The organism is Enterococcus sp. PLH-Efm8, assembly GCF_053011625.1.
Genome location: NZ_CP172568.1, coordinates 18,096 through 41,644 on the forward strand (window position 1 = coordinate 18,096; position 23,549 = coordinate 41,644).

A 23,549-nucleotide genomic window follows, 5' to 3' on the forward strand; every position below is an offset into this window, starting at 1 on the left:
ATAGGCCATTATGCCCATAACTCGTTCAATTGTTTTTGAATATCTGCATTTTCCAAAAATTCATCATATGTCGTATCAGCTCGATCGATCACACCTTTATCCGAAACGGCAATGATGCGGTTTGCCAATGTTTGGATAAATTGATGGTCATGTGACGCAAATAAGATTGAGCCAGTAAATGCCATCAAGCCGTCATTCAATGCTGTGATTGATTCTAAGTCTAAATGGTTCGTTGGATCATCTAATACAAGTACGTTAGCTTTCGAAAGCATCATTTTTGAAAGCATGCAACGGACTTTCTCTCCACCAGATAAAACATTCACTGGTTTCAATACTTCTTCACCAGAAAACAACATTCTTCCTAAGAAGCTTCTTAAGAAGGTGTTATCATCTTCTTCTTTACTTGCATATTGACGCAACCAGTCTAAAATCGTTAGATCAGTATCGAATTCTTTCGTTGTATCCTTTGGTAAATAAGAATTACTTGTTGTCACACCCCAACGTACTGTTCCAGTATCTGGCGTAATTTCACCCATGATAACTTTGAATAGCGTTGTTGTTGTTATATCATTTTCTGCGACGAAAGCGACCTTGTCTTCTTTGCTCAAATTAAAAGATATATCATCTAAAATTTTCTTTCCATCAATCGTTACACTTACATTTTCTACCTGCAATAAGTCGTTTCCAATCTCACGTTCAGGTTTGAATCCAACGAATGGATAACGTCTAGAAGAAGGTTGGATATCGTCTAAAGTAATTTTTTCAAGCATTTTTTTACGTGAAGTTGCTTGTTTTGATTTTGATGCATTCGCACTAAAGCGGGCAATAAATTCTTGGAGTTCTTTGATTTGTTCTTCTTTTTTGGCATTTGCGTTTGCTTGAAGTTTAGCCGCTAGTTGACTAGATTCCAACCAAAAATCATAATTTCCTACATAAAGTTTGATTTTACCAAAATCTAGATCCGCCATATGTGTACATACTTTGTTCAAAAAGTGACGGTCATGGGATACAACGATCACAGTATTTTCAAAATTGATCAAAAATTCTTCCAGCCAATTGATCGATTGGATATCCAGACCGTTTGTTGGTTCGTCTAGCAAAAGAACATCAGGTTTACCAAATAGTGTTTGTGCTAATAACACTTTTACCTTTTGTCCACCAGTTAATTCACTCATTTGCTGATGGTGCAATTCTTCAGGGATGTTCAGACCTTGCAGTAAAACAGCTGCTTCTGGTTCAGCTTCCCATCCATTAAGCTCAGCAAATTCTCCTTCTAATTCAGCTGCTCGAATACCATCTTCGTCAGTGAAATCCTCTTTCATGTAAATCGCATCTTTTTCTTTCAGCACTTCATACAGACGCTTGTGTCCCATGATGACTGTTTCAAGTACAGTATAGTCTTCATAGTCGTAATGGTTCTGTTTCAATACGGCCATCCGTTCATCTGGTCCCATAGTAACGGAACCTGTGGAAGGCTGCAGATCCCCTGATAACACTTTAAGGAACGTTGATTTACCTGCACCATTTGCACCAATCAAGCCATAGCAGTTTCCGGGGGTAAATTTAATATTCACATCATCAAATAGTTTGCGGTCTGAAAAGTGCAAACTCACATCATTTACAGTAATCAATTTTTTTCCTCACTTTTATCATTATTAGTTTTGACAAGTCTTATAGAATTATATAGGGGAAAGGTAAAAGATTCAAGGCAATCGAACATTCTTTGTGTTTCACGTGAAACAGAATGAAAAAAATAAAAATAAAAGCGGAGCGAAAATAGCTACTATAGGATTTATTAGTTTGCAACAGCATAATTTTTGACGTTATTTATAAGAGGGAGTACTATAAAACTGTAAAAGAAATGAAAGAAGGATTGAAAATGGATGAAAAAAGAACCATCGACTGGGGCTCATTGATTTTGGGAATTTTATTTGTACTTGTCTCATTGTTATCATTTCAAGACCCTGTCGGAAATTTAGTTGCAATTGTAGTAGTCTTTGCGATTTTTGCCTTTATTAAAGGGATATTTGAACTGTTTGTACGGAACAGATTAAAAGAGCTAACAGGATATAAAGGAAAGATGCCCTTAATAATCGGGATCATCGATATTCTAGTTGGCGTCTTTTTCTTATTCAATATTGGTGCAGGAGTCGCAGCATTGCCTTTTGTTTTTGCAGTATGGTTTATTGCTGATTCAGTTTTAGCGTTATTTACTGCTGACTTGGCAAGAGGAGTAAGTGAAGGATATTATTGGTTTACGATCATCGTCAATATTTTAGGAATTTTATTAGGAATTTTCTTATTGTTTAATCCAATTTCTTCTGTGTTGACATTAAGCTTTTTAGTTGGATTCTATTTTATGTTATTTGGTATCACACATATCGTCTATGCATTTAGATAAGTAAAATCAAACAAATAAAAAAGCCGGCTTCCGATTACAGTTTTACTGTTGTAATTGGAAGCCGGCTTTTTTATCATGGACAAATATGCACGAGGTGATTTTTAGGTGTCGAGACAAATTTATGCAAAAATGTGAGAAGCTATATACACAAATTTTATCTTAATACTCGAAGCATAGCGCAGTTGTCACAACCTCTTTTCATATAATTCATTCAATACTGGCAAATCATGGACTTCATATTTTTCTTTGAATGCTTGGATTTCTTCTTCAGAATATTTTCTTGGATCTAAATGCAGATCTTCTACTGGCAATGGGCGCTTGTTATTGATCTTCACATCGATTACTACAGGACGATCTGATTTTGCAGCTGCATCAAAGGCAAATCGAAGTTGCGAGTATTCTGTGACTGTAAAGCTATTTGCCCCGAGCGCTTCTCCAACTTTACCGAAATCTGCATCTTCTAAAAATACACCAAATTTCTTTTGTTCCGTATCTTCTTGTTCTGCTTCGATGAAACCAAAAGAATCATTCGAAAAGACAACATTAATAATTGGAAGCTGATATTTGACTTGTGTAATGATATCTTGCATGACCATAGCAAACCCGCCATCACCACTTAAGGTAAATACTTGTTTTTCTGGGTAGCTTAGTTGTGCGGCAATTCCTCCTGGCACACCATTACCCATAGTTGCGAACCATCCAGATGTCGTATGTTTTTGTTTACCGTTCATATTCAATAAACGAATAGAATGGATAGTCGTGTTACCGACATCTGTGACGAAAATCGCATCGTCTTCAGCAATACGATTGATTTCTTTATAGACAGCCTCTGGACGAATCGGTTCTTCCTCTCGATCTTCAAAAGATTTCAACCAATTTACCCATTTTTCTTTATTTTCTTGATTTGCTAGGTACCAGCTATCAGCAGGGCGAGCATCCCCTAACTCGACAAGTCTTTGCAAAGCTGTGTTTGCATCACCGAGGATCGACAAAGATGTTTCATGGCGTCGTCCAAATTTTGACGCATCGATATCGATTTGGATAAATTCAGCAGTTGGATTAAAAAATGCACGTCCAAATGGGAAGTCGCTACCGACAAATAAGATCAGATCGGCTTCTGCCAATGCTTCATTTCCGGGTTTAGTAGCGACACGTCCAGCAAAACCAAGAAAGTTTTCATAATCATCAGGAATAATTCCTTTTGCTAGAACGGAAGCGACAACAGGAACTGAAAAATGTTCTGAGAATTCTTTGATTTGCGGAAATCCGTTTCGCGTTCCTTGACCAACATAAAGAACTGGTTTTTTTGCTTTTTCAAGATAAGGCAAAGCAGCTAGCAAATCTTTTTCTTCTGGTAATATCACACTTGTTTTGTGAGTGTGAGCGGTGGAGAAAGGTTGTTCGTCAATTTCTTCAAAACCAAGATCAACAGGGATAGTCACGATAGCCACGCCTTTATGCTCATAGGCGGCTTTAATGGCTTCATCTACTACATGCGGAAGACTTTGTGGTGTCATGACTGTACGATTGTATACGCTAACATCTGCGAAAATAGGATTTTCATTTAGTTCCTGGAAAGAGTTATAGTTCATGGATGTAGAAGCAACTTGTCCTAAGAACGCTACTAGAGGCACATGGTCCATCTGTGCATCATACAAACCATTGATCAAATGTGTCGCACCAGGTCCTGCAGAGCCGAAGACAGCGCCGACTTTCCCCGTTAATTTTGCATCTGCAGCGGCTGCGAGTGCGCCGACTTCTTCATGACGAACTTGAATGTAGTTGATTTCGGTTTTTTCTTGATATAGCGCATCCATAATTGAATTGAAAGATCCTCCGGGAATGCCGTAAATATGGTCGATACCCCAGCTTTCAAGAACTTTTACCATTGCGATTCCTGCATTGATTTTTGACATGGTGTTTCACTCCTTTAGCAATGATGATACATAAATTTTTTGTATCTAGAGTATAGAACTTTTTATCGAAAATCCCAACTAATTCGTCTTTTCACAAAAATGTAGTCATGTTTTTGGGAATATGCTAGAGTAGTACATAGATAGATTCAAGAGAGGGGAATGGCATGGTTGAATGGCTATTGAGACTTGAACCTTGGCAGCAAGCACTTGCTGGGACAGCTTTTACTTATTTTATGACAGCTCTTGGTGCCGGGTTGGTTTTTTTCTTTAAAGAAATCAAAAAAGAAGTGCTAAACTTGATGTTAGGATTTGCTTCTGGTGTCATGATTGCTGCAAGTTTTTGGTCTTTGTTAGATCCGGCTATTACAAAAGCAGAAGAAAATGGAGATATTGCTTGGCTAGTTGTAAGTATTGGGTTTGGTTTAGGCGGTGTGTTTTTATATATGGCAGATAAAACACTGCCCCATATGCATTTTGGACCACAACATGAAGCAGAAGGATTGCCTACCCATTTAAAACGGACGATCTTGCTTGTTTTTTCTATTACATTGCATAACATTCCTGAAGGTTTAGCCGTGGGGGTAGCATTCGGTGCAGCAGCAACTGCGGATAATCCGACAGCCGCTATATTAGCCGCTGTTTCGGTGGCGCTAGGTATTGGTATCCAAAACTTCCCAGAAGGAGCAGCTGTATCAATCCCGTTGCGACAAGAAGGTCTGAGTCGTAAAAAGGCCTTTGTTTACGGACAAGCTTCTGGAATCGTTGAACCAATTGCTGGAGTGATTGGAGCGCTACTAGTAACGAAAGTGGAGCTGCTGCTTCCTTATGCACTTGCTTTTGCCGCAGGAGCAATGATTTATGTCGTGGTGGAAGAATTGATCCCTGAAGCACAGCAGACATTGTCCAGCAAACGTCATTTTGCAGTTTTTGGCGTCATGAGTGGATTTATCATTATGATGATTTTGGATGTGGCATTAGGATAAATAAAAAAAATATATATGATATATCAAATAGGGCCGCGAACTTATATCGCGACCCTATTTTTTTAGTAAGTTATATCATAATGAAGTGAATGGTATCATACATTAATAATAGTTTTTTCTATGTGTATTTCCTTTGATCCAGCGAACAAGCCAGATGATAAGTGCGATTGGGATTAGAACTTTGACCGCAAACCATAAAAGCCCGCTTAGGACACTGACAAAAAGACTGATGACGAAGCTAGCTGCAATTAGCACTAAAAGAACCATGAAGATATTTAAGAACATATTTTTTTGACGCATACAAAACCCTCCTCTTGTTCATTCTTTACTATAGAAAAAGTATAACAGGGATTGTTTAAAAACACCTCCAACTGAAGACTGATTTTTACTTCATCTACTTAAATGATCAAACAATTGCTTTTTCTCTGGTTTATCATCTAAAATAGAGCGGAAAAGGAGGAGAATATCATGCCTAAAAATCGTCTTGAAGCATTTACAGATGCTGTAATCGCGATTATCATGACTATTTTAGTTTTAGAACTTCATGAACCTAACGGAGACACGTGGGAGGCGCTCGCTGCATTAGGTTACCGATTTTTTATCTATATTGTCAGTTTTATCATTTTAGCGATTTATTGGAACAATCATCATCATTTATTTCAAGTTGTACATAAGATAAATGGACGGGTCTTATGGGCGAACAGTTTCTTTGTTTTTGCGCTTTCGCTTTTTCCGTTTGCAACTTCATGGATCAGTGAGTACATCAATAGCCTGGCTCCAGAAATGACTTATGGTTTTGTTACCTTGACCGCTAATATTGCGTATTATATCTTGGCAAAAGAACTTGTCAAAGCAAATAAAGGCCACGAGAAAGCATTGAAGGCGATGTTGAATAATTACAAGAAATCGTATCTATCGATTGGTTTGAATGTGTTAGGAATTGTCTTAGGGTATTTAGTAGCGCCAGTAGCCGTGCTGATCGCAAACATCGTGATTCTAGCTGCTTGGATCATCCCAAGTCGTACCATCGAATCACAATATCGGTAAAATGATCCGTGTTTAAAATTTAAGAGAAAAATATAGAAAAAATAAATAAACGATCAAATATCCGAGTGATACTAGTATTCAAAGAGGGATGCAGATGGATCAAAAAAGAATTCATGTAGGACTGATTACTAGTTTTGTCACGATGCTTATTTATTTGGATCAAGGTCATTTGACTTGGACAGTAGTTGGTGTCGTAGGATTTTTGACATTATTCACAGCAATAAAAAAATAAACATCTTTATGTAATCTGATGTTCTATCTATTTAAGAAAAGCATGTTTACAGCAGTATGATTCTGTTGTAAACGTGTTTTTATTTGTGGAAAATTTAATTTTTAGAAAAGTGTATCGAAAAATAGATAGTTAGTTTTTCCACAGTGGATAACTTCGTAAGAGATAAAAATAAAAAATTAGTCAAAGAAGGGCGTATAGATTTCTTTTGATAGGAGATATACAACAGAAATGAATAAATATTAACGTGTTTTCAAACAGTATAAAACGGTGTGGTTTTTGGAATAAAAAAATAACATATCTCATTTTACACTTTTGTTATTTTATACTTAAAAAATAACGACACAGAAAATACCGTGTCTCAGATTTCTCTACTACTTCTAAAAACTACTGTTTTTTTCCTTTGAAATGCCTTCAAAAAGTAGGATCAGGCAGAATATACTGGCAGAATCAAGGAGAAGGGAGCCTAAATAAGGAGAAAAACCATAGAAAATATAAAGTAATTACTTATAAAACAAGCTTTTTATAGAAAAATAATATACCTGAGTAGGGTATAAATTAAGACGGAATTCCTTTCTAGATTGAGATATTGACTAGGAAGAATGTTAAGATTTTAAGCCTTTAAGCTAAAAAAAACCCTTTTTGTTAAATAAGGGGAATATAGCCTGTCAGTTTCAAACTGCAAGTCGTCCTGCTGCAATAATATAGTAGATTAGAGATGAAAATAGATTTTTTTAAACCAATGACTGAATAAAAAGACCGTCATAGATACACATTGGAATGTGTCTATTACGGTCTTTTTTTACGAACGATTTTATTGAAGACGGACAGTTCGGGTCAAAAATAAAAAAGCTACGATCAGAAATAAGAATAAAATGTATCCCAAAATAATGGCTAGACGGTCTAACTTATTTGTCGATAGATGTTTGTTTAGAAGTTGATAGGCCCATAAACCTATCAGTCCTCCTGTTGTATTAGTTATCAAATCAGTGATGTCCGCTACGCCAATACCGAATAGGAATTGAATCAATTCTGCCAAGAAGCTTACAAGGAAAATAATCCCTAATTTTTTAGAAAAAGAAAGTCTCTTGAAATTGACATTCAAAAGCACCCCAAAAGGAAAAAAGACAATCAAGTTATAAGTGGTCTCACGTAATACCGTCGTATTTTCAAAAGAAAAAGTAGAAAAAGGGACGAGATTGACATTGCTGTAAGAATAAGTGAGAAATTGTGGAAGATTAAATGATAGCTTGAATAAAATCAACCATAATAGAAAGAATAAATAAATCCCTAATAAAAATTTTGATACATACCGCATAGACATCTCCTCCATTTAAAAAGTATACCATCGAAAACCGCTGAAAAATCATAAAAAAGTATGAAGTTTAAGGACCAACGTAGTTATCGTACGAAAATTAGAAGCTTTTTTTTGTTGGGAATCCGGTTTCTTTAACAAAGCTAAGATAGCGAGTTGCTTGGAAAAGTTGCTATCTTTTTTCTGTCAAAACGACTCGGAATGTTCGTTTTTTGTTCTAATTTCTCCAAGTTGTTTACTTTTTGATACTAAGTTTATGAAAAATCAAGAAATAGTTGTTATACTAGGTAATGCTGACAAACGGGATTGGCATTTCATCTTGGTTCAGCTTTTTTTCCAATTACTAGGAAGGAGGGATAGATTGTTCAAGACTTATTTTCGTTTCAATAAAATACAAGATAATCCTTTTCGTATCATGAATCTGATGCTACTTATCTTTATTGTATTATGGTTAGGTTACATAAATCATGATTTTTTGATTTCAAGTTTTTCATCATTAGGGATCTTTACTTTTTTCTATTATCAAAACATACCGATGAAATATTTGCTGAAACGTATGTTTCTGATCGGTTGCGGACTGTTGGTTGCTTTCGTTTTGGGGATCTTATCGACTTATGTTTTATGGCTTGAACCATTTGCCGTAGCTTTGGTTGCTTTTTCCAGCAGATTCGTGTTGCGATTATTCCATATTTCTAAACCAGGTGGCTTGTTTTTTGCGATGCTTTCTGCCATGGGAACGAGCATGCAGCTGCCAATCGCTCAATTACCGATCGTCTCACTTTATTTTTTTATGGGTGTCGTTTTTGCCCTGATTGCGGCAGTGATTACAAAATTACTGGATTCACGGCCTGAGCAGACAATTGAAAAAGCAACTTTAAAAGAAAGATTTCACGAAGAGCCTTTAGTGATCATTGATTCTGTTTTCTACAGCGCTGCCTTATTTCTTTCCGTTTATGTCAGTCACGGCTTGAATCTGCATAATCCTTATTGGTTGACCTTGTCATGTGCATCGATTTTGCTAGCAGAAAACTTGGATGCGATGAAGCATCGACAAGTCCAATATCTGATTGGATCGATGGGTGGGTTATGTGTGTCGGCATTCTTGTCATTTGTGCCGTTTACGCAGTTGCAGACCATTTTTCTGATCACTTTTCTATATGGAATCGCACAATTTCTAGTTGCTAGAAATTATGCAGTTGCTAATATTTTTCTTAATCCGATGGCGTTGATGCTATCTACACTTATTCGTGGAGCATACTTGATTTCTTTGATCGAATATCGTTTTTTAGGGATCGTCATAGGAAGTTTCATCGGTTTAGGTGTTGCGTGGGTAATGACGGTTGGTTTGCAACATTATTTAACGGTTGTTCGTCAAAAATTAGAATAGAAGGACAAATATATGTGCCAAAAGAGGTTATGACAAGATTTTTGTCACAACCTCTAATTCAAGGTGTTCAAAAGCCAGATTCTCAGCATTAAGTCAAATTCACACAAAAATGTGGAAAGGAACTTTCAAAAAAATTTTATATTTATTCTATCAAAAAATTTTGTTTATGATGGTAACTGAATAAACTTTCCTGAGATGGTCAATGCTTTCCTTGAAAGTCTTACAGATATTCTTTCTTCATAGAAAGTTTAAGTTTTATAGTTAGTGTACAATAAAAGTATGTTTATACCATATGGTGTCCGGATAATCAGTCATTTAAACAATGAGGTTCAAAGATATGAAAAGGGGAAATTTGATGAAGAAAATAAGCAATGAAATCCAAATTCTGGCAGAAACTTTAACTCTTCCCAAAGTCGTTATAGAGCAAATGATTGTACAAGCAAAAAACATCCTTGATGAGGTGTTTGAGCAATATAGTCATGAACTAATGGATCCTAATAAAGCAAAGGCGACTGCAAAGAAAATAGACAAAGTCTATGAAGAGGAACCTTTTGCAGCATTAGCTATTTATCTATATGCAGCTTCTCAAAGTTGGAAAAAAATTTATCAACCATTGAAGATTCCAAGAACTATCTATTTGGCAACAATGAATGCTTTTACTAGATTTATTCATGAACATTTCCAAGTAACAGGAAGCTATCGCTTTGACCGTGGTTTTTGGATTTGGCATTACACTAGTGGCTTGATCTTTCGGATTGGTGAATTGGAGTACGAAATGACATATTTTCCGAAAGGGTACACGGATCTAAGATTAGAAGGAAAGCAGTGCCTTTCTCTTCATATTCCTTCCGATGCAGATTTATCTCAGAATAAGATAAGAGATAGTTACGAAAGTGCCATTCGTTTTTTTGAACTTTATTTTCCTGATTACCATTACCAAGTGATGTACACAGATACTTGGTTACTATCACCCAATCTTACTAAATGGTTGAAAAAAGAGTCAAAAATCTGTCTTTTTGCAGCCGATTATCGATTATTATCAGTTGATGAACAGGACGATAGTGGAGTCCCTTGGATCTTTGGACGAGTAGATGCCCAAATACATGATTATCCAGAAAGTACGAGTTTACAGCGACAAGCAAAAGAGCAATTGCTTGCAGGCGAGCACATTGGCTCTGGCTTAGGTATTCTTACTTCATAAGTTTAGTACTTCGAAATAGTTTAAAAGAGCGTGAGACAAAAGTAAAGAACACTTTTGTCTCACGCTCTAAACACGTATAAACGGCGGAAGCAGAAGCAACTCCTTCGGAAATAAGCTGAAATTCACAAAAATTTGAAAAGCAATTTTCGTGAATTTCTTCTTGTTTCTTGGAGTTAAACGCTTCTGTCCCAGCCTCTTTTTTAGTGTTCTATCGAACACACAGTACGTTCAATAGGTAAACTAGCTATAACAATAGATATTAAAGTTAACGGACAAGAGGGCCTTTTTTAGGTAGCTAAAACGTAATAATGAAAATTTATTTCCAGAGATAGGAGTCAATCAGCTAGTCTGATCGACTGTTTTAACAAGTTGACTTTCATTTTAACTTTTGATACCATTTAAAACACAAATCGTAATTGTTTCGATTTGTGTTTTTTAGCATGACTACAATCAAAGAAGAAAGTGGGTCGTCCATATGGAAAAAACAGATATCTCAAGTGCATACCGCCGCTTGAAAAGCCCAAATATCAAAACACGAAAACGTGCGCTGAAGATCATCAAAGATGTGAAACGGAATAGTGGGAAAAGGTAAGAAGAAGGAAACTTAATTAAAAAAATAGCCGAAAAACGTTTTTCGGCTATTTTCAATAATCGGTTTTTGTGTAAGGTTTCCGAAAGAACTGCTGTTGATTTTCCATTTTTAACATATGATAAATTGGTAGAATCTTTCTTTTCAAATTGATACCATTCCCTAATTCCAGTTATATAGTTAACTACAGAACCACAAAGCACGTACGTTTATAAAAGTATTATCTGTAGTTATTTTTCAATTCCCTTTCAACCTCTTATTTTGACCAGTAGTATTGATCACTTTACCTTTTAACACCTTTGTTCGTTTTTGAAACATTTTTAGTCAAGAATGGAAACGTAACTACATAATCAAAGGTTTTGCGAAATATTTCATGAAATATTTCATGTAGAAGCGAGCAATACGGTTGCAAATAACCATTATCGTTTAATAAGCAGTTACGAAAGCTCCCAATATCTCTAACGTTCAGCTCACTCCATTTCTTTTCTTCAAAAAAATCAGTGATTCGTATCTCTTTCTATTTGTCGAAAAAGTTAACTTTAAAAAGTAACGCCGAAAAAATATGCAAAAAAATAAAAAAGCAGTTACTATTGCTAGAATAACATCAAGGAATAATAAGTTTTGGTTTTCAGATAATAGTCGATAAGTTGTGTATTGGAATTTTAGATACAGTAATAAAGTATTTTTCATGAAATTTTGTGAGAATCACTATTACAAGTATCTTTAATAAAATTAATGGTTAAGGAGGAACTTAAAGTAGAATGTAAATGAATAGTTGTAGTCAGTCGATTGTGATACTAGACTCAAAGTTGCAGGAATAAGTTTTTCAATTTGTGATTGGAAGATAAAAAATGAAAAAGAAGGGCTTTTTTTTATACTTTGTTGATTGTAGTGTTTATTTTCCCTCTGTTTAGCCAAGTAACATTTTCTATGACTCAACCAGTTTCAAGTGAGGAACATGATAACCTTTTTCGTGCTACAGAAGAGTTTAAGAAATATCAGGAAAATATTGTTCCGGAGACTCCATTAGCTAGTGAGCCAATTACTGATATTGATGGAAACCAAATAGGATGGTATATACAGTACGAAGTTATGGTGGTAAATAATGACTCAATAGTAAAAAATACAGTAGGCTTAGAGCTAACACCGATTGAAAAGGTGAGTTCATTGTTAACGTATATTTATACTGATGAAAGTGACGAGACTGAGATCATTTTAACGGATTACTCAAAAATTGCTACTGATAAAAAGTATATATTGTGGATGTAGACACTAGTGAAATACTTTATGATATAGAAATTGATGAAAATTTACTAGATGTAGCACAAGAAATCGATCATCAAAAGCAGGAAGCTATTCGATATGCTGGTAGAAAAGGGAAAAGAAAATATTTATTACGTGAATGTAGCAAAAGTTAGAGAAGATGAAAATGAGTGGAAAGAATTCAAGAGTCGCTACTCAATTAACTCGACTCCGACATTTACAGTTTACAGAGAAGGATCGATAGAAAAAACTGTTTTTTGGACTAAAGAAAGTGGAATGTCTTTAGCTGAAGTAGAAGAGTTTTTGGATTATGTTAGTATGCAACAGTAAGGGAGTTCTTATTATGAAAAATTTTGACACATATTATGTTATTGTTTTTTCGATATCTTTGCTGTTAATATTACTAACTTTAATGCAGTATAAAGAGTATCCAGAGTATTTTATTTTAACTTTTGTATATTTAGTAAGTAGCTACACACTTCTATATAAATTCAGAAGTTCTTCTAGAGTTTCTAAAGTTTGTTTCTTAATTAGCTTATTGATTCTATAATATTTTTGATTTATATAGGAAATTAAAAATATTATAGAATCAACACTCAGAGAACGGGTTGGTTTTTAATAGATTTAATAAGTACTGATAATGAAATTTCTCCTGGTTGGGAAAACGAAGTTGGTTACCCTGTAGAAGAATTTTTTCAAGATTACTTTGCGGAGTATGCCGATAGGATAATGAGAGATTACGTAACAGATAAAACTCAAGAAGTCATCAATCAATCCCAGTCATTAAATGAATTATCTGATAAGGCGAAAGAAGAAGCAGTTGCCATTATTTCTTCAGGGATTAGTGACTATATTGATATGAGTGGTGAAATCAATTATGGCGATAAAGACAAAATTGTACGCATGATAAAAGCTTTTATCAAAACTTTTGATGTGAAGGCAGATCTTAAGTTTAATGATACTTACCTAGTAGGAAAATTAATTAATATCCTTGGGACAGAGAAAGATACGGAAACGTTTATTTCCTCTTTGTCTATGTTGTTTACAGATAAGCATTTTTCAACTCAGCTTGGTGGAGAGGAACTAGTGGAAATCTTTTAACCATTACGCCCAGCATTAATAAAAGTATATCAAAAAAGTACTCCTGATGATTTTTAAGATTGGTTTGAGAAATAATGTGAAAACACTATTTTTAATGTTAATTATAGATAGAGATGAACGCGTCATATGGTTAAAAGAATGAAAAAGTCAAAGATACACTGCTATATTTCACTAAGGATATAGCAGTGTATCTTTCATGTCGTTTCACTGGCAGTTTTTTATAAAAGGAGGTGTGCATTTCAGTTGCTTTTCTTTGGTAGTTAGTTGAATCGTTTAAGAATTAACGGATGTGGCAGACAGGTGCTCTGTCCAAAAACCAGTAAAATCTTTGATGGTTCCATCTTTATTTAGCTGTGCCTGTTCAAATACTGTTTTGTTTTTACCGAATGGATCAATTGCAATAATTGTTCCGATCCCCGCACGTTTGGCAGCAAGTAATCCTGAGTAAGCATCTTCGATAACAAGACAATCAGCCGGAGCTAAGCTCAGTTTGTCTGCCGCTTTAAGAAAAATATCCGGTTGCGGTTTCCCAGGGAAAGAGCCGTCGTCATAGACAATCTTGTCCCAGTCAAACCAGCGGGCTAAATCGAAAATATCAAAATAAAAAGCAACATTCTCTTTGACAGTAGCCGTGGCAATCGTTAATGGAATCTGTTGGTCAGTCAGCTGGTCAAGAGTCGCTTCAAGCCCTTTTGTCAACTGAAGCTCGTTTTCATTTTGCAAGCAAAGCATACGATAATAGCTTTCTTTTTCTTCTGACAATACGGCGATCTCAGAGGCGGTCAAATGCTCTGAAATGAAATGTTTCAAAATCTCCGTATTCGTCCGACCATGAATATTTTTTAAAATATCCTCGTCTGATAAACCATCTTTTGTATGATCATGTATCATATGCAGCCAAGCAGCTTCATGCAGATGAGAGTCCAAAAACATTGTTCCGTTGAAATCAAATATAATCCCTTTCATAGTTACGCTCCTATAGTGGTATTTTCGGTTGAATCAGCAATTTGCAGATCGACATATTGTGCATAGTGCTCTTGAACCTCCCGCGAGATCTGGCGATCCGTAATGAGCAGATCGAAATCATGCAAATTATAAAACACATAAAAATCATCTCGATTGAATTTTTTATTATCAACGAGTAGATATTTCTTACGGGAATTATTTAGAGCGATCTGCTGTGCTTCTCCTTCTTCGGTACTGTAAGTAGAGATCGCTTCGTTGTGAACGCCATTTGAACTGATAAATGCTTTTGTAAACTTTAGTCTTCTTAAATTGTCGTTGGTGATCGGTCCGACAAATGCGCCGGTATTTTTCCGGAAATCACCGCCAATCAGTAGAATTTCTGGTCCATCTGCTTGAGCAAGAATATCAAAAACTGGATAATTATTTGTAATGATCCGAATTTTCTTGTTCAGTAAATGCGTCGCCAATAGTTCGATTGTTGTACCTGGTCCTAAGAAAATCGTTTCTCCCTCGTGAATCAAGGAGGCTGCTGTGGCAGCAATTTCTTTTTTTTCTTGAATCTGCAGAGTGGCTTTTTCAGTGTGAGAAAGTTCTTGATCTAAAGTGTAGGAAAGACTTTGAGCCCCTCCATGGACACGCAGCAGCTTGCCCGATTTTTCTAATTCATCTAAATCTCTGCGAACGGTCATATCAGAAACATCTAATTGATTGATGATTTCATTAACGGTAAGGATTCCTTTTTTATTGACCATTTCTACGATAGTAAGCAATCTTTCTTTTTTCAACATTGTCTTCACCTCTAATTTAAGGATAATCTATCATATAAACGGACAACAGTCAATCTAATTCGAACAAAAGTAAACATTTAGGGTGGTTTTTATGTTTGTTACAATAGATTTTATTGCTGTTTTCTGGTTTTTATGATTATTTGTGTTTGTTTTTGTTGACAAATGTTTTGGATGCGTTTACAATGCAATCAGTTAGAAAGAGCGAAAACTGATTATAGATTTGAGGAGAGATGTACATGCTTAAATTACCAGAAGATTTTATTTTTGGCGGAGCCACAGCAGCCTATCAGGTTGAAGGAGCCACTAAGGAAGGTGGCAAAGGCGCTGTTGCTTGGGATGACTTTTTAGAGGAACAAGGGCGATTCAGTCCCGATCCGGCAAGTGATTTTTATCATCAATATGCAAAGGACATTGAATTGTGTGAACGTTTTGGTGTAAATGGTCTAAGATTATCCATTGCTTGGAGCCGCATTTTTCCTGATGGAGCTGGGAAACCAAATCCAGAAGGAATCGCTTTTTATCATCGTGTGTTCGAAGAATGTAAGAAAAGAAACGTAACGCCGTTTGTGACGTTGCATCATTTTGATACCCCTAAACGTTTGTTTGACCATGGAGATTTTTTGAATCGAGAAACAATAGAAGCATTTGTTTCCTATGCCATTTTTTGTTTTCATGAATTCAAAGAAGTCAAGGTGTGGAGTACCTTTAATGAAATCTATCCAGTTGCAACCAATCAATATTTGTTAGGTGTTTTCCCACCAGGAATCAAATATGATTTTACAAAGATCGTCGCCTGTCTTCATAATATGATGGTTGCTCATGCCCGTGTAGTGAACTATTTCAAAGAAAACGAACTTCCGGGTGAAATTGGTGTAGTTCACTCATTAGAGACGAAATATGCGGCAACAGACGCGCCGGAAGATAAGCATGCTGCCTTTTTAGACGATGCATTGTCGATCCGTTTCTTATTAGATGCTACCTATTTAGGCTATTATTCAACTGAAACCTTGACTGCTCTTGATGAGATATGTGAAGCAAATCAGGCCAGCTATCATTTTCCTGAAGAAGATTTCGTTGAATTGAAAAAAGCATCCACGCGTAATGACTACTTAGGGATCAATCACTACCAATGCCATTTTGTCAAAGCTTACGATGGAGAAAATGCAATCCATCATAACGGTACGGGTGAAAAAGGGACCTCTGTTTATAAAGTGAAGGGAATCGGAGAACGTATTTATAAAGAAGGAATTCCTCGAACTGATTGGGACTGGCTGATTTATCCAGAAGGTCTATATGACTTGTTGCTGCGAATTAAAAGCGATTACCCACATTACAACAAAATCTATATCACTGAGAACGGGATGGGGTATAAAGATCAGTTTGAAGATGGCATTATTATGGATCAGCCGAGAATCGACTATTTGAGAGTCTATTTGGAATCCTTAAGCAAGGCGATAACAGCCGGGGTAAATGTGAAGGGGTATTTTTTGTGGTCGCTTATGGATCTTTTCTCATGGACAAATGGGTATAACAAAAGGTATGGCTTGTTTTATGTTGATTTTGAAACCCAGAAGCGTTACCCAAAAGAATCAGCTTACTGGTACAAGTTGGTCAGTGAAACCAAAACGATTATTTAATAAGTGATAATGGAGGAAGAAAAGATGAATAAAGAGGAATTACAAATGCTTGGTTTTGAGATCGTTGCATATTCAGGCGACGCTCGCAGTACATTATTGAAATTATTGAAAGAAGTAAGACAAGGAAACTTTGAACATGTTGATTCGGCGTTGAAAGAAGCCGACGAAAATTTAACCCTTGCACATAATTCGCAAACAAAAATTTTAGCGGAAGAAGCATCTGGGAAAGAGATGGAGATGGGATTCATTTTTATCCATGGGCAGGATCATTTAATGACCACTTTATTGCTGAGAGATCTGATTCAAGACTTTATTGTACTGTACAGACAGAATCAAGGATAGGAGAAGAACGCTATGGATGGAATCATTAAACAAATCGAAAAAGGGAAAGCATTTTTTGAAAAAATCTCACGTAATAGTTATTTAGGAGCCGTTCGTGACGGATTTTTAACAGCGATGCCAGCTATTTTATTTTCAAGCATTTTCATTTTGATTGCTGCGGTTCCTGAGATTTTTGGTTACCAATGGCCTGAATCTGTCTCCACATGGCTATGGAAAGTCTATAATTATTCGATGGGTGTTGTAGGGTTACTCGTTTCAGCAACCACTGCTCGCTGCTTGGCTGATTCGATGAATCGTCGCTTACCGAAAAACAAAGTAATCAACACCACCTCTGTGATGCTGGCCTCTGTGGTAAGTTTCCTGTTGTTAAGCGTCTCTCCGATTGAAGGTGGATTTTCAACGGAATATATGGGGACAAAGGGACTACTGGCTTCCTTTGTCGCTGCATTTTTAACAGTTAATTTATATAAGTTTTGTGTGCTGAAAGATATTACCATTAAAATGCCTAAAGAAGTTCCTGGAACGATTTCGCAAACCTTCCGAGATATTTTTCCTTTCTCTTTTTCAGTATTTGCGGCCGTTTTAATTGATTTAGGCATTCGACAAATCTTCCAAATCTCATTTGCAGAAGCAATCATTACGGTGCTGCAGCCGCTATTTACAGCAGCTGACGGGTACTTAGGAATCGCTATTATCTGGGGAGCGATGGCGCTGTTTTGGTTTGTCGGTGTTCATGGACCGTCGATCGTGGAGCCGGCAATTGCGGCAATTATCTATGCCAATGTGGAAACCAATCTGCAATTGTTCAATTCCGGTGAACAAGCTTCTAAAGTACTGACGGTGGGTTTAGGGAATTTTGTAGGAACTATGGGAGGAACTGGGGCAACATTGGTTGTTCCTTTTATCTTCCTACTCTTTGCTAAGTCTAAGCAGTTGAAGGCAGTTGGGAAAGCTTCCTTTATTCCAGTAAGTTTCGCTGTCAACGAACCATTGCTATTTGCGGCACCCATGATTTTGAACCCTTATTTTTTTATTCCATTTTTGTTAACACCTGTTGTAAACGTTTGCCTGTTCAAGTTTTTTGTCGATGTATTGGGCATGAACAGCTTTATGTACGTTTTGCCTTGGGCAACTCCAGCACCGATCGGTTTGGTTCTAGGAACGGGCATGGGTATCTTAGCTTTTGTTCTAGCAGCGGTTCTAATCGTCGTTGACTTCCTGATCTATCTACCATTTTGCAAAGCATACGATGCTGTCTTAGTAGAGAAAGAAGCACAAAAAGCAGAGGTGATCGCAACCGAGGAAGGTGCTTCTGCCGATGTACGTGAGGAAGTACCTGTGGCAGCGAGTCAAGTTATCAGCGATGCAAATAAAGAAATCAATGTGTTGGTACTTTGTGCTGGCGCAGGGACAAGTGCGATGTTAGCTAATGCTTTAAAAAAAGGTGCATCTGAATCGAAAGCACCGATCAGTGCAATGGCGGGTGCTTATGGTTCTCATTACGAAATGCTGCAGGATTTTGATATGGTGGTCTTAGCACCGCAAGTCAATTCTTACTATGATGATATCAAAGAAGACACCGATCGCTTAGGAATCAAGCTGGTTGCGACAAAAGGAGCAGAATATATCGGATTAACGAGAGATCCTGAAAAAGCTGTTCAGTTTATTCTGAACCAATTTCAATAAAGGAGGAGCCATAATGAAAATGGGAATTTGGTTGCGTAAAGCTGTTTTATTTGCAGCTGTGTTAGGGGCTTTGGGGGCTGTTTCAAAAACTGTTGAAGCATCTGCCAGCGAATTTATTCGCGGAGCAGATATTTCGATCCTGTCAGATATGGAAAAATCTGGTGCAAAATATTATGAAGACGATATTTCAAAAGATGCCTTAGAGATTTTAAAAAATAATGGTGTCAACTATGTTCGACTGCGTTTGTGGCAGGATCCTTATAATAGTAATGGAGAAAGTTATGGAGCAGGGACAAATGATCTGGAAACGACGATTGACCTTGCAAAACGAGCAAAAAATCTGGGACTTAAGGTGCTGCTGGATTTTCACTACAGTGATTTTTGGGTTGATCCTGGGAAACAGAATCTTCCTAAAGCATGGCAAGGTCTGACCTTTGAAGAAATGAATACGGCATTGTACGACTATACAAAGAACGTTCTGTCGGAAATGAAGCAGCTGGACGTTTATCCTGATATGGTTCAGATCGGCAATGAACTGAATAGCGGAATGCTCTGGCCTTATGGCAAGTCTTGGGGAGAAGGCGGGGGAGAATTTGATCGATTGGCTGCTTTTTTGAAGTCTGGTATCCAAGCTGTTCGAGACACTCAACCTAAAACAACTCCAGTAATGCTCCACTTAGCTGATGGTGGCGATACAGGAGCATTTACTTGGTGGTTTGATGAAATCACGAGTCGAGGTGTGTCATTTGATTTAATTGGAGTGTCGTATTATCCGTATTGGCACGGTTCAATGAATGAACTTCAAACCAATATGAATGCGATCAGCCAACGGTATGGTAAAGAAGTGATCGTAGTTGAAACAGCTTATGGGCATACAACAGCGAATGCCGATACTATGCCAAATGCTTTTGGTGAAGCCGAAGCAGCTGCGGGGGGATATGAACCAACACCGACAGGACAAGCAGAGTATTTGCTGGATCTTGCCGATCGGATTCAGGCAGTACCGAATAATCGCGGGGCGGGCTTCTTCTATTGGGAACCTCTTTGGTACAACGGAAATGTGAGTTGGGCAACACAAGCAGGTATGAATTATCTCAGTGTTCAATCCACTATGGGAAACGAATGGGACAACCAAGCGATGTTTGATTTTGCTGGAAACGCCTTGCCAAGCTTGCGTGCGTTTAAACAAGCAGGGGCGCAAATAAATCTAGTTAAAAATGCAAGTTTCGAAAGCGATGGACCAACGACCAGTCCTTCCAATTGGCAAACCTGGTTTCAACAAGGAACCGCTAAGGGTACGATCAAAACGGAAGCGGGCACTTTTTTTGGGGACTACAAACTAACTTTTTGGCAGGATCAAGCATACGAGGCATCAGCTTATCAAAATGTTAGTGGCATAAGCAAAGGAACTTACACATTGAGTGCCTATGTAATGTCTGGGGGAGAGTTTGATACTAATCAGTTATATATCAAAAATTATGGTGGAGCGGAACTAAATACTGCGGTTGTTAAAACAAGTGAATGGACAAAAATTACAATCAAAGACATTCCAATTACAACAGGTGTTTGTGAAATTGGGGTTTATAGCAAGGCTTCAGGAAATGCTTGGACGAACGTTGATTTTGTTTCATTGGTGAAACAATAGACTGCGGATCGTTTCGATTCAAGATCGGAGGTTCCCTTCAGCCACATCGTTAGCGTAGAAGGCAGGAATCGAACCTGCACCTCGCCTTTGCCAAAAATAACCAGAAACGATTTCCAGTCATTTTTACCAAAACGAGTAAAGCACCAGACTTCATCTACACTTTGTATTATGCTAAAGAGAGTTCAACGATTTCGTAAGAAGCAATGAAAAAATTGCAAAAAGTTGTGCAGATAACATAAAGTTTGTTTAAGAAAGGGTAACCTTAGAATTCCGTCGTGAATATGATTTGAGCACTTAGATGGATAGAAAAAAGTTCTCGGAAAACAGTTCGTTTTTCGAGAACTTCTTTTTATGATAAGAATGAAACAAATTAACTTATATTATAGTCTCTTTTGGTAGGGAACCATCTTATTTTTAATGAAAATCAAGCATTTTAGCTATTGAAGAATGTTGATTTATAGGGATTCCCCCTCCATATTATGTTGGCTCTTTATTCCCACTCCACTGTTGCTGGTGGTTTAGAAGTGATGTCATACACGATACGGTTGACGTGGGCTACTTCGTTTACGATACGTACAGAGATTTTTTGCAAGACTTCCCATGGGATACGGGCAAAGTCAGCGGTCATTCCGTCGATTGAAGTTACAGCACGGATACCGACTGTGTAGTCGTAAGTACGTCCGTCACCCATAACACCGACAGAGCGGATCCCTGGAAGAACAGTGAAATATTGCCAGATATCACGGTCAAGTCCAGCAGCTGCGATTTCTTCACGCAAGATAGCATCAGATTCGCGTACGATTTCTAGCTTGTCTTCAGTGATTTCGCCAAGAACACGAATACCAAGACCAGGACCAGGGAATGGCTGACGCCAAACGATTGAATCAGGCATGCCTAACTGAGTCCCTAATTCACGGACTTCGTCTTTGAATAATGTGTTTAATGGTTCGATCAATTCAAATTGCATATCTTCTGGCAGTCCACCTACATTATGGTGAGATTTGATCGTCTGTGCTGTTTCTGTACCAGATTCGATAACGTCAGTATACAACGTTCCTTGTGCTAGGAAAGAGACGCCTTCTTCACCAGCAAGTTTTGTTGCTTCGTCATCAAAAACATATACGAATTCATTCCCAATGATTTTACGTTTTTGTTCTGGGTCAGATACACCTTTCAACTTGTCTAAGAAGCGATCTCTTGCATTGACTTTGATGATGTTCAAGCCGAATTTTCCGCCTAGACTTTCCATTACTTGTTCCGCTTCGCCTTTGCGTAGCAGACCGTGGTCAACAAAGATAGATGTCAATTGGTCACCGATCGCTTTTTGTAAAAGAACCCCAACGACACTAGAATCAACGCCACCTGAAAGACCAAGCAAGACTTTTTTGTCACCAACTTGTTCACGGATTTTTTCTACTTGCATATCGATAAAGTTATCCATTGTCCAGTTACCTTCACAGTGACAAACATCAAAGGCAAAGTGGCGCAGCAATTCGATTCCGTATTCGGAATGACGTACTTCTGCATGGAATTGGATACCATAAAAATTACGTGTTGTGTCTTGGATAGAAGCAATCGGACAATCTTTGCTTGTTCCGACTGTTTCAAAGCCTTCAGGAACTTTAGTTACCAAGTCACCATGGCTCATCCATACTGTTTGTTGTTTTGGTGTTTCTTTAAACAAGACAGCTTGATCGCTTGTTACTTCTAACAAGGCTTTCCCATATTCGCGGTTTTTAGCAGGCTCTACGGAACCGCCAAGTTTGTACGTGATCAATTGCATACCATAGCAAATCCCTAATACAGGAATACCTAAATTGAAGATCTCAGGATCGATCCCAAATGCATTCTCATCATATACACTGTTTGGTCCGCCAGAAAGAATGATTCCCTTTGGATTCATCGCTTTTACTTCTTCTGCAGTAATGCGGTGGCTCAATAATTCGGAAAAGACTCCAAGATCACGAATACGTCTTGTGATCAATTGGTTATACTGACTACCGTAGTCTAATACGATAATCTTTTCAACGTTCGTCATATCGGCAACGTTTGTCAAATTTATTACCCCTATCCCTTTAAATTTTATCTCAAAATAGTCAAACTATTTTAAAATGCTAATATTTTCGCATGAAAATCGAATCGATGATATGATTTTCAGTTTTATGGAGAATTATATCGGCTCTTCCTCGTGTAGGCAAGATATATTCCTGTAAATTTTTCAAATTCACATTTTTCCATACATCTTTTGCCATTTTAAAGGCTTCTTCACGATCTCCGATAGCAAAACGATAATAATAATTCTCTGGATTTTGGAAAGCCGTATCCAGTAACGCACCAAAACGATCCAAATACCATTTTTCGATCAGCACGGGATCGGCATCGACATAGACAGAAAAATCAAAAAAGTCGCTGACGTAGATTTGCTGATTCGCAGGTAATTGAAGCGTATTGATCCCCTCAACGATCAAGATATCAGGCTGCTGGATCAATTCGTACTTGTCTGGAATGATATCATACACATCATGTGAGTAAACAGGTACTTTTATCTCTTCCTGACCAGATTTTACACGGTTCAAGAAATCGATCAGCATCTCCATATCATAACTTTCAGGAAATCCTTTACGGTCCATGATTCCACGCTCTTTTAATATACGATTTGGATAAAGAAATCCGTCAGTCGTGATCAGCTGAACGTTTCTTCGTTTGAAGGTACGAGACAAAATCGTCTGCAGCAGTCTGGCTGTTGTACTTTTTCCAACGGCTACACTTCCGGCGATCCCGATAATAAAAGGCGGTACTTCTACGTATTTATGAAGAAATAAACCTTTACTCAAGAACAAAGATTCAAATTCTTTCATATAAAGATAAATCAGATGAGCAAGAGGTACATAGATATCTCGAACATCCTGCATGGAAATGCGGTCATTCAAACTTTTGATATTATCTAGTTCATCTTGTGTCAAAGGTGCTTGCCCATTACGATAAAATTCTCGCCATTCTTCTCTTGCCACACGGTAGTAGTTCATTGGATCATTCATATTAGCCTCCTGCGT

General features: G+C 37.3%; 22 protein-coding genes. 14 read left to right on the plus strand and 8 right to left on the minus strand.

The window, feature by feature from the left end; translation table 11 throughout:
• Window positions 1–8: 8 nt before the first annotated feature.
• Window positions 9–1,631 (minus strand): ABC-F family ATP-binding cassette domain-containing protein, encoded by a 1,623-nt coding sequence (locus tag ACIFUW_RS00075; RefSeq protein WP_002288381.1) that lies wholly within the window; start codon window positions 1,629–1,631, stop codon window positions 9–11.
• 248 nt (window positions 1,632–1,879) lie between these two features.
• On the opposite strand from ACIFUW_RS00075, the gene ACIFUW_RS00080 reads away from it, so the two are divergent.
• On the plus strand, window positions 1,880–2,401 hold the full coding sequence (locus tag ACIFUW_RS00080; protein WP_169040268.1) for an HdeD family acid-resistance protein: 522 nt from the start codon (window positions 1,880–1,882) through the stop codon (window positions 2,399–2,401).
• A 185-nt stretch (window positions 2,402–2,586) separates the two neighbouring features.
• On the opposite strand, the gene spxB is transcribed toward ACIFUW_RS00080, so the two are convergent.
• Window positions 2,587–4,317, minus strand: coding sequence for a pyruvate oxidase (gene spxB / locus ACIFUW_RS00085; RefSeq protein WP_002288384.1), 1,731 nt, complete (start codon window positions 4,315–4,317; stop codon window positions 2,587–2,589).
• A 164-nt stretch (window positions 4,318–4,481) separates the two neighbouring features.
• Here spxB and ACIFUW_RS00090 point away from each other — a divergent pair, with 164 nt between their 5' ends.
• Window positions 4,482–5,300: a ZIP family metal transporter gene (locus tag ACIFUW_RS00090; RefSeq protein WP_002294342.1), complete on the plus strand. Its 819-nt coding sequence runs from the start codon at window positions 4,482–4,484 to the stop codon at window positions 5,298–5,300.
• A 102-nt stretch (window positions 5,301–5,402) separates the two neighbouring features.
• Here the strand turns inward: ACIFUW_RS00090 and ACIFUW_RS00095 are convergent, their stop codons facing one another.
• Window positions 5,403–5,600, minus strand: a complete 198-nt coding sequence (locus ACIFUW_RS00095; protein WP_002294340.1) for a hypothetical protein — start codon at window positions 5,598–5,600, stop codon at window positions 5,403–5,405.
• A 168-nt stretch (window positions 5,601–5,768) separates the two neighbouring features.
• Between ACIFUW_RS00095 and ACIFUW_RS00100 the strand changes: the two genes are divergently transcribed.
• Window positions 5,769–6,347, plus strand: coding sequence for a TMEM175 family protein (locus ACIFUW_RS00100; RefSeq protein ID WP_002288651.1), 579 nt, complete (start codon window positions 5,769–5,771; stop codon window positions 6,345–6,347).
• Window positions 6,348–6,441: 94 nt separating this feature from the next.
• Window positions 6,442–6,579 (plus strand): hypothetical protein, encoded by a 138-nt coding sequence (locus ACIFUW_RS00105; protein ID WP_002294338.1) that lies wholly within the window; start codon window positions 6,442–6,444, stop codon window positions 6,577–6,579.
• Window positions 6,580–7,390: 811 nt separating this feature from the next.
• On the opposite strand, the gene ACIFUW_RS00110 is transcribed toward ACIFUW_RS00105, so the two are convergent.
• Complete coding sequence (locus tag ACIFUW_RS00110; protein WP_002288650.1) at window positions 7,391–7,894, minus strand: VanZ family protein; 504 nt, start codon at window positions 7,892–7,894, stop codon at window positions 7,391–7,393.
• A 358-nt stretch (window positions 7,895–8,252) separates the two neighbouring features.
• On the opposite strand from ACIFUW_RS00110, the gene ACIFUW_RS00115 reads away from it, so the two are divergent.
• The 6 genes from ACIFUW_RS00115 (at window position 8,253) to ACIFUW_RS00140 (ending at window position 13,432) form a co-directional block, all read left to right on the plus strand.
• Entirely contained in the window at window positions 8,253–9,278 is a 1,026-nt protein-coding gene (locus tag ACIFUW_RS00115) for an FUSC family protein (protein ID WP_002288649.1), read from the plus strand.
• Between the two features lie 322 nt (window positions 9,279–9,600).
• Window positions 9,601–10,479 carry an acyltransferase domain-containing protein gene (locus ACIFUW_RS00120; protein ID WP_002321472.1) on the plus strand — a complete coding sequence of 293 codons (879 nt, stop codon included), beginning with the start codon at window positions 9,601–9,603 and terminating at the stop codon, window positions 10,477–10,479.
• A 475-nt stretch (window positions 10,480–10,954) separates the two neighbouring features.
• Complete coding sequence (locus ACIFUW_RS00125) at window positions 10,955–11,071, plus strand: putative metal homeostasis protein (protein ID WP_002288644.1); 117 nt, start codon at window positions 10,955–10,957, stop codon at window positions 11,069–11,071.
• Between the two features lie 927 nt (window positions 11,072–11,998).
• Window positions 11,999–12,337, plus strand: a complete 339-nt coding sequence (locus ACIFUW_RS00130) for a hypothetical protein (RefSeq protein ID WP_002288643.1) — start codon at window positions 11,999–12,001, stop codon at window positions 12,335–12,337.
• A gap of 93 nt (window positions 12,338–12,430) precedes the next feature.
• Window positions 12,431–12,661: a DUF6568 family protein gene (locus ACIFUW_RS00135; protein WP_002288642.1), complete on the plus strand. Its 231-nt coding sequence runs from the start codon at window positions 12,431–12,433 to the stop codon at window positions 12,659–12,661.
• Window positions 12,662–13,060: 399 nt separating this feature from the next.
• On the plus strand, window positions 13,061–13,432 hold the full coding sequence (locus ACIFUW_RS00140) for a hypothetical protein (protein WP_002288640.1): 372 nt from the start codon (window positions 13,061–13,063) through the stop codon (window positions 13,430–13,432).
• 273 nt (window positions 13,433–13,705) lie between these two features.
• On the opposite strand, the gene ACIFUW_RS00145 is transcribed toward ACIFUW_RS00140, so the two are convergent.
• Window positions 13,706–14,398, minus strand: coding sequence for an HAD family hydrolase (locus ACIFUW_RS00145; RefSeq protein ID WP_002288638.1), 693 nt, complete (start codon window positions 14,396–14,398; stop codon window positions 13,706–13,708).
• A 2-nt stretch (window positions 14,399–14,400) separates the two neighbouring features.
• Window positions 14,401–15,186, minus strand: coding sequence for a DeoR/GlpR family DNA-binding transcription regulator (locus ACIFUW_RS00150; protein ID WP_002288637.1), 786 nt, complete (start codon window positions 15,184–15,186; stop codon window positions 14,401–14,403).
• Window positions 15,187–15,422: 236 nt separating this feature from the next.
• On the opposite strand from ACIFUW_RS00150, the gene lacG reads away from it, so the two are divergent.
• The 4 genes from lacG to ACIFUW_RS00170 are packed head-to-tail and all read left to right on the plus strand — an operon-like array spanning window position 15,423 to window position 20,496.
• A complete protein-coding gene (gene lacG / locus ACIFUW_RS00155; RefSeq protein WP_002288636.1) occupies window positions 15,423–16,823 on the plus strand; it encodes a 6-phospho-beta-galactosidase in 1,401 nt (466 codons plus the stop codon).
• Between the two features lie 24 nt (window positions 16,824–16,847).
• A complete protein-coding gene (locus tag ACIFUW_RS00160) occupies window positions 16,848–17,165 on the plus strand; it encodes a PTS lactose/cellobiose transporter subunit IIA (protein WP_002288635.1) in 318 nt (105 codons plus the stop codon).
• 12 nt (window positions 17,166–17,177) lie between these two features.
• Entirely contained in the window at window positions 17,178–18,851 is a 1,674-nt protein-coding gene (locus ACIFUW_RS00165) for a PTS lactose transporter subunit IIBC (RefSeq protein WP_125278137.1), read from the plus strand.
• A gap of 13 nt (window positions 18,852–18,864) precedes the next feature.
• Window positions 18,865–20,496, plus strand: coding sequence for a glycoside hydrolase family 53 protein (locus ACIFUW_RS00170; protein ID WP_002288633.1), 1,632 nt, complete (start codon window positions 18,865–18,867; stop codon window positions 20,494–20,496).
• 490 nt (window positions 20,497–20,986) lie between these two features.
• Here the strand turns inward: ACIFUW_RS00170 and guaA are convergent, their stop codons facing one another.
• Window positions 20,987–22,552, minus strand: a complete 1,566-nt coding sequence (gene guaA, locus ACIFUW_RS00175) for a glutamine-hydrolyzing GMP synthase (RefSeq protein ID WP_002288629.1) — start codon at window positions 22,550–22,552, stop codon at window positions 20,987–20,989.
• A gap of 58 nt (window positions 22,553–22,610) precedes the next feature.
• Window positions 22,611–23,534, minus strand: coding sequence for a type I pantothenate kinase (gene coaA, locus ACIFUW_RS00180; protein ID WP_002288627.1), 924 nt, complete (start codon window positions 23,532–23,534; stop codon window positions 22,611–22,613).
• Window positions 23,535–23,549: the final 15 nt, after the last annotated feature.

Excerpts from the sequence above, each read along its gene's own strand:
- ACIFUW_RS00145 (WP_002288638.1), bottom strand. The coding sequence starts at position 14,398 with ATGAAAGGGATTATATTTGATTTCAACGGAACAATGTTTTTGGACTCT.
- ACIFUW_RS00090 (WP_002294342.1), top strand. The coding sequence starts at position 4,482 with ATGGTTGAATGGCTATTGAGACTTGAACCTTGGCAGCAAGCACTTGCT.
- ACIFUW_RS00095 (WP_002294340.1), bottom strand. The coding sequence starts at position 5,600 with ATGCGTCAAAAAAATATGTTCTTAAATATCTTCATGGTTCTTTTAGTG.
- ACIFUW_RS00150 (WP_002288637.1), bottom strand. The coding sequence starts at position 15,186 with ATGTTGAAAAAAGAAAGATTGCTTACTATCGTAGAAATGGTCAATAAA.
- ACIFUW_RS00170 (WP_002288633.1), top strand. The coding sequence starts at position 18,865 with ATGAAAATGGGAATTTGGTTGCGTAAAGCTGTTTTATTTGCAGCTGTG.
- ACIFUW_RS00105 (WP_002294338.1), top strand. The coding sequence starts at position 6,442 with ATGGATCAAAAAAGAATTCATGTAGGACTGATTACTAGTTTTGTCACG.
- ACIFUW_RS00140 (WP_002288640.1), top strand. The coding sequence starts at position 13,061 with ATGAGAGATTACGTAACAGATAAAACTCAAGAAGTCATCAATCAATCC.
- ACIFUW_RS00100 (WP_002288651.1), top strand. The coding sequence starts at position 5,769 with ATGCCTAAAAATCGTCTTGAAGCATTTACAGATGCTGTAATCGCGATT.
- ACIFUW_RS00130 (WP_002288643.1), top strand. The coding sequence starts at position 11,999 with ATGACTCAACCAGTTTCAAGTGAGGAACATGATAACCTTTTTCGTGCT.
- ACIFUW_RS00125 (WP_002288644.1), top strand. The coding sequence starts at position 10,955 with ATGGAAAAAACAGATATCTCAAGTGCATACCGCCGCTTGAAAAGCCCA.
- spxB (WP_002288384.1), bottom strand. The coding sequence starts at position 4,317 with ATGTCAAAAATCAATGCAGGAATCGCAATGGTAAAAGTTCTTGAAAGC.
- ACIFUW_RS00110 (WP_002288650.1), bottom strand. The coding sequence starts at position 7,894 with ATGCGGTATGTATCAAAATTTTTATTAGGGATTTATTTATTCTTTCTA.
- ACIFUW_RS00120 (WP_002321472.1), top strand. The coding sequence starts at position 9,601 with ATGAGGTTCAAAGATATGAAAAGGGGAAATTTGATGAAGAAAATAAGC.
- ACIFUW_RS00160 (WP_002288635.1), top strand. The coding sequence starts at position 16,848 with ATGAATAAAGAGGAATTACAAATGCTTGGTTTTGAGATCGTTGCATAT.
- ACIFUW_RS00135 (WP_002288642.1), top strand. The coding sequence starts at position 12,431 with ATGCTGGTAGAAAAGGGAAAAGAAAATATTTATTACGTGAATGTAGCA.
- ACIFUW_RS00165 (WP_125278137.1), top strand. The coding sequence starts at position 17,178 with ATGGATGGAATCATTAAACAAATCGAAAAAGGGAAAGCATTTTTTGAA.
- ACIFUW_RS00080 (WP_169040268.1), top strand. The coding sequence starts at position 1,880 with ATGGATGAAAAAAGAACCATCGACTGGGGCTCATTGATTTTGGGAATT.
- coaA (WP_002288627.1), bottom strand. The coding sequence starts at position 23,534 with ATGAATGATCCAATGAACTACTACCGTGTGGCAAGAGAAGAATGGCGA.
- lacG (WP_002288636.1), top strand. The coding sequence starts at position 15,423 with ATGCTTAAATTACCAGAAGATTTTATTTTTGGCGGAGCCACAGCAGCC.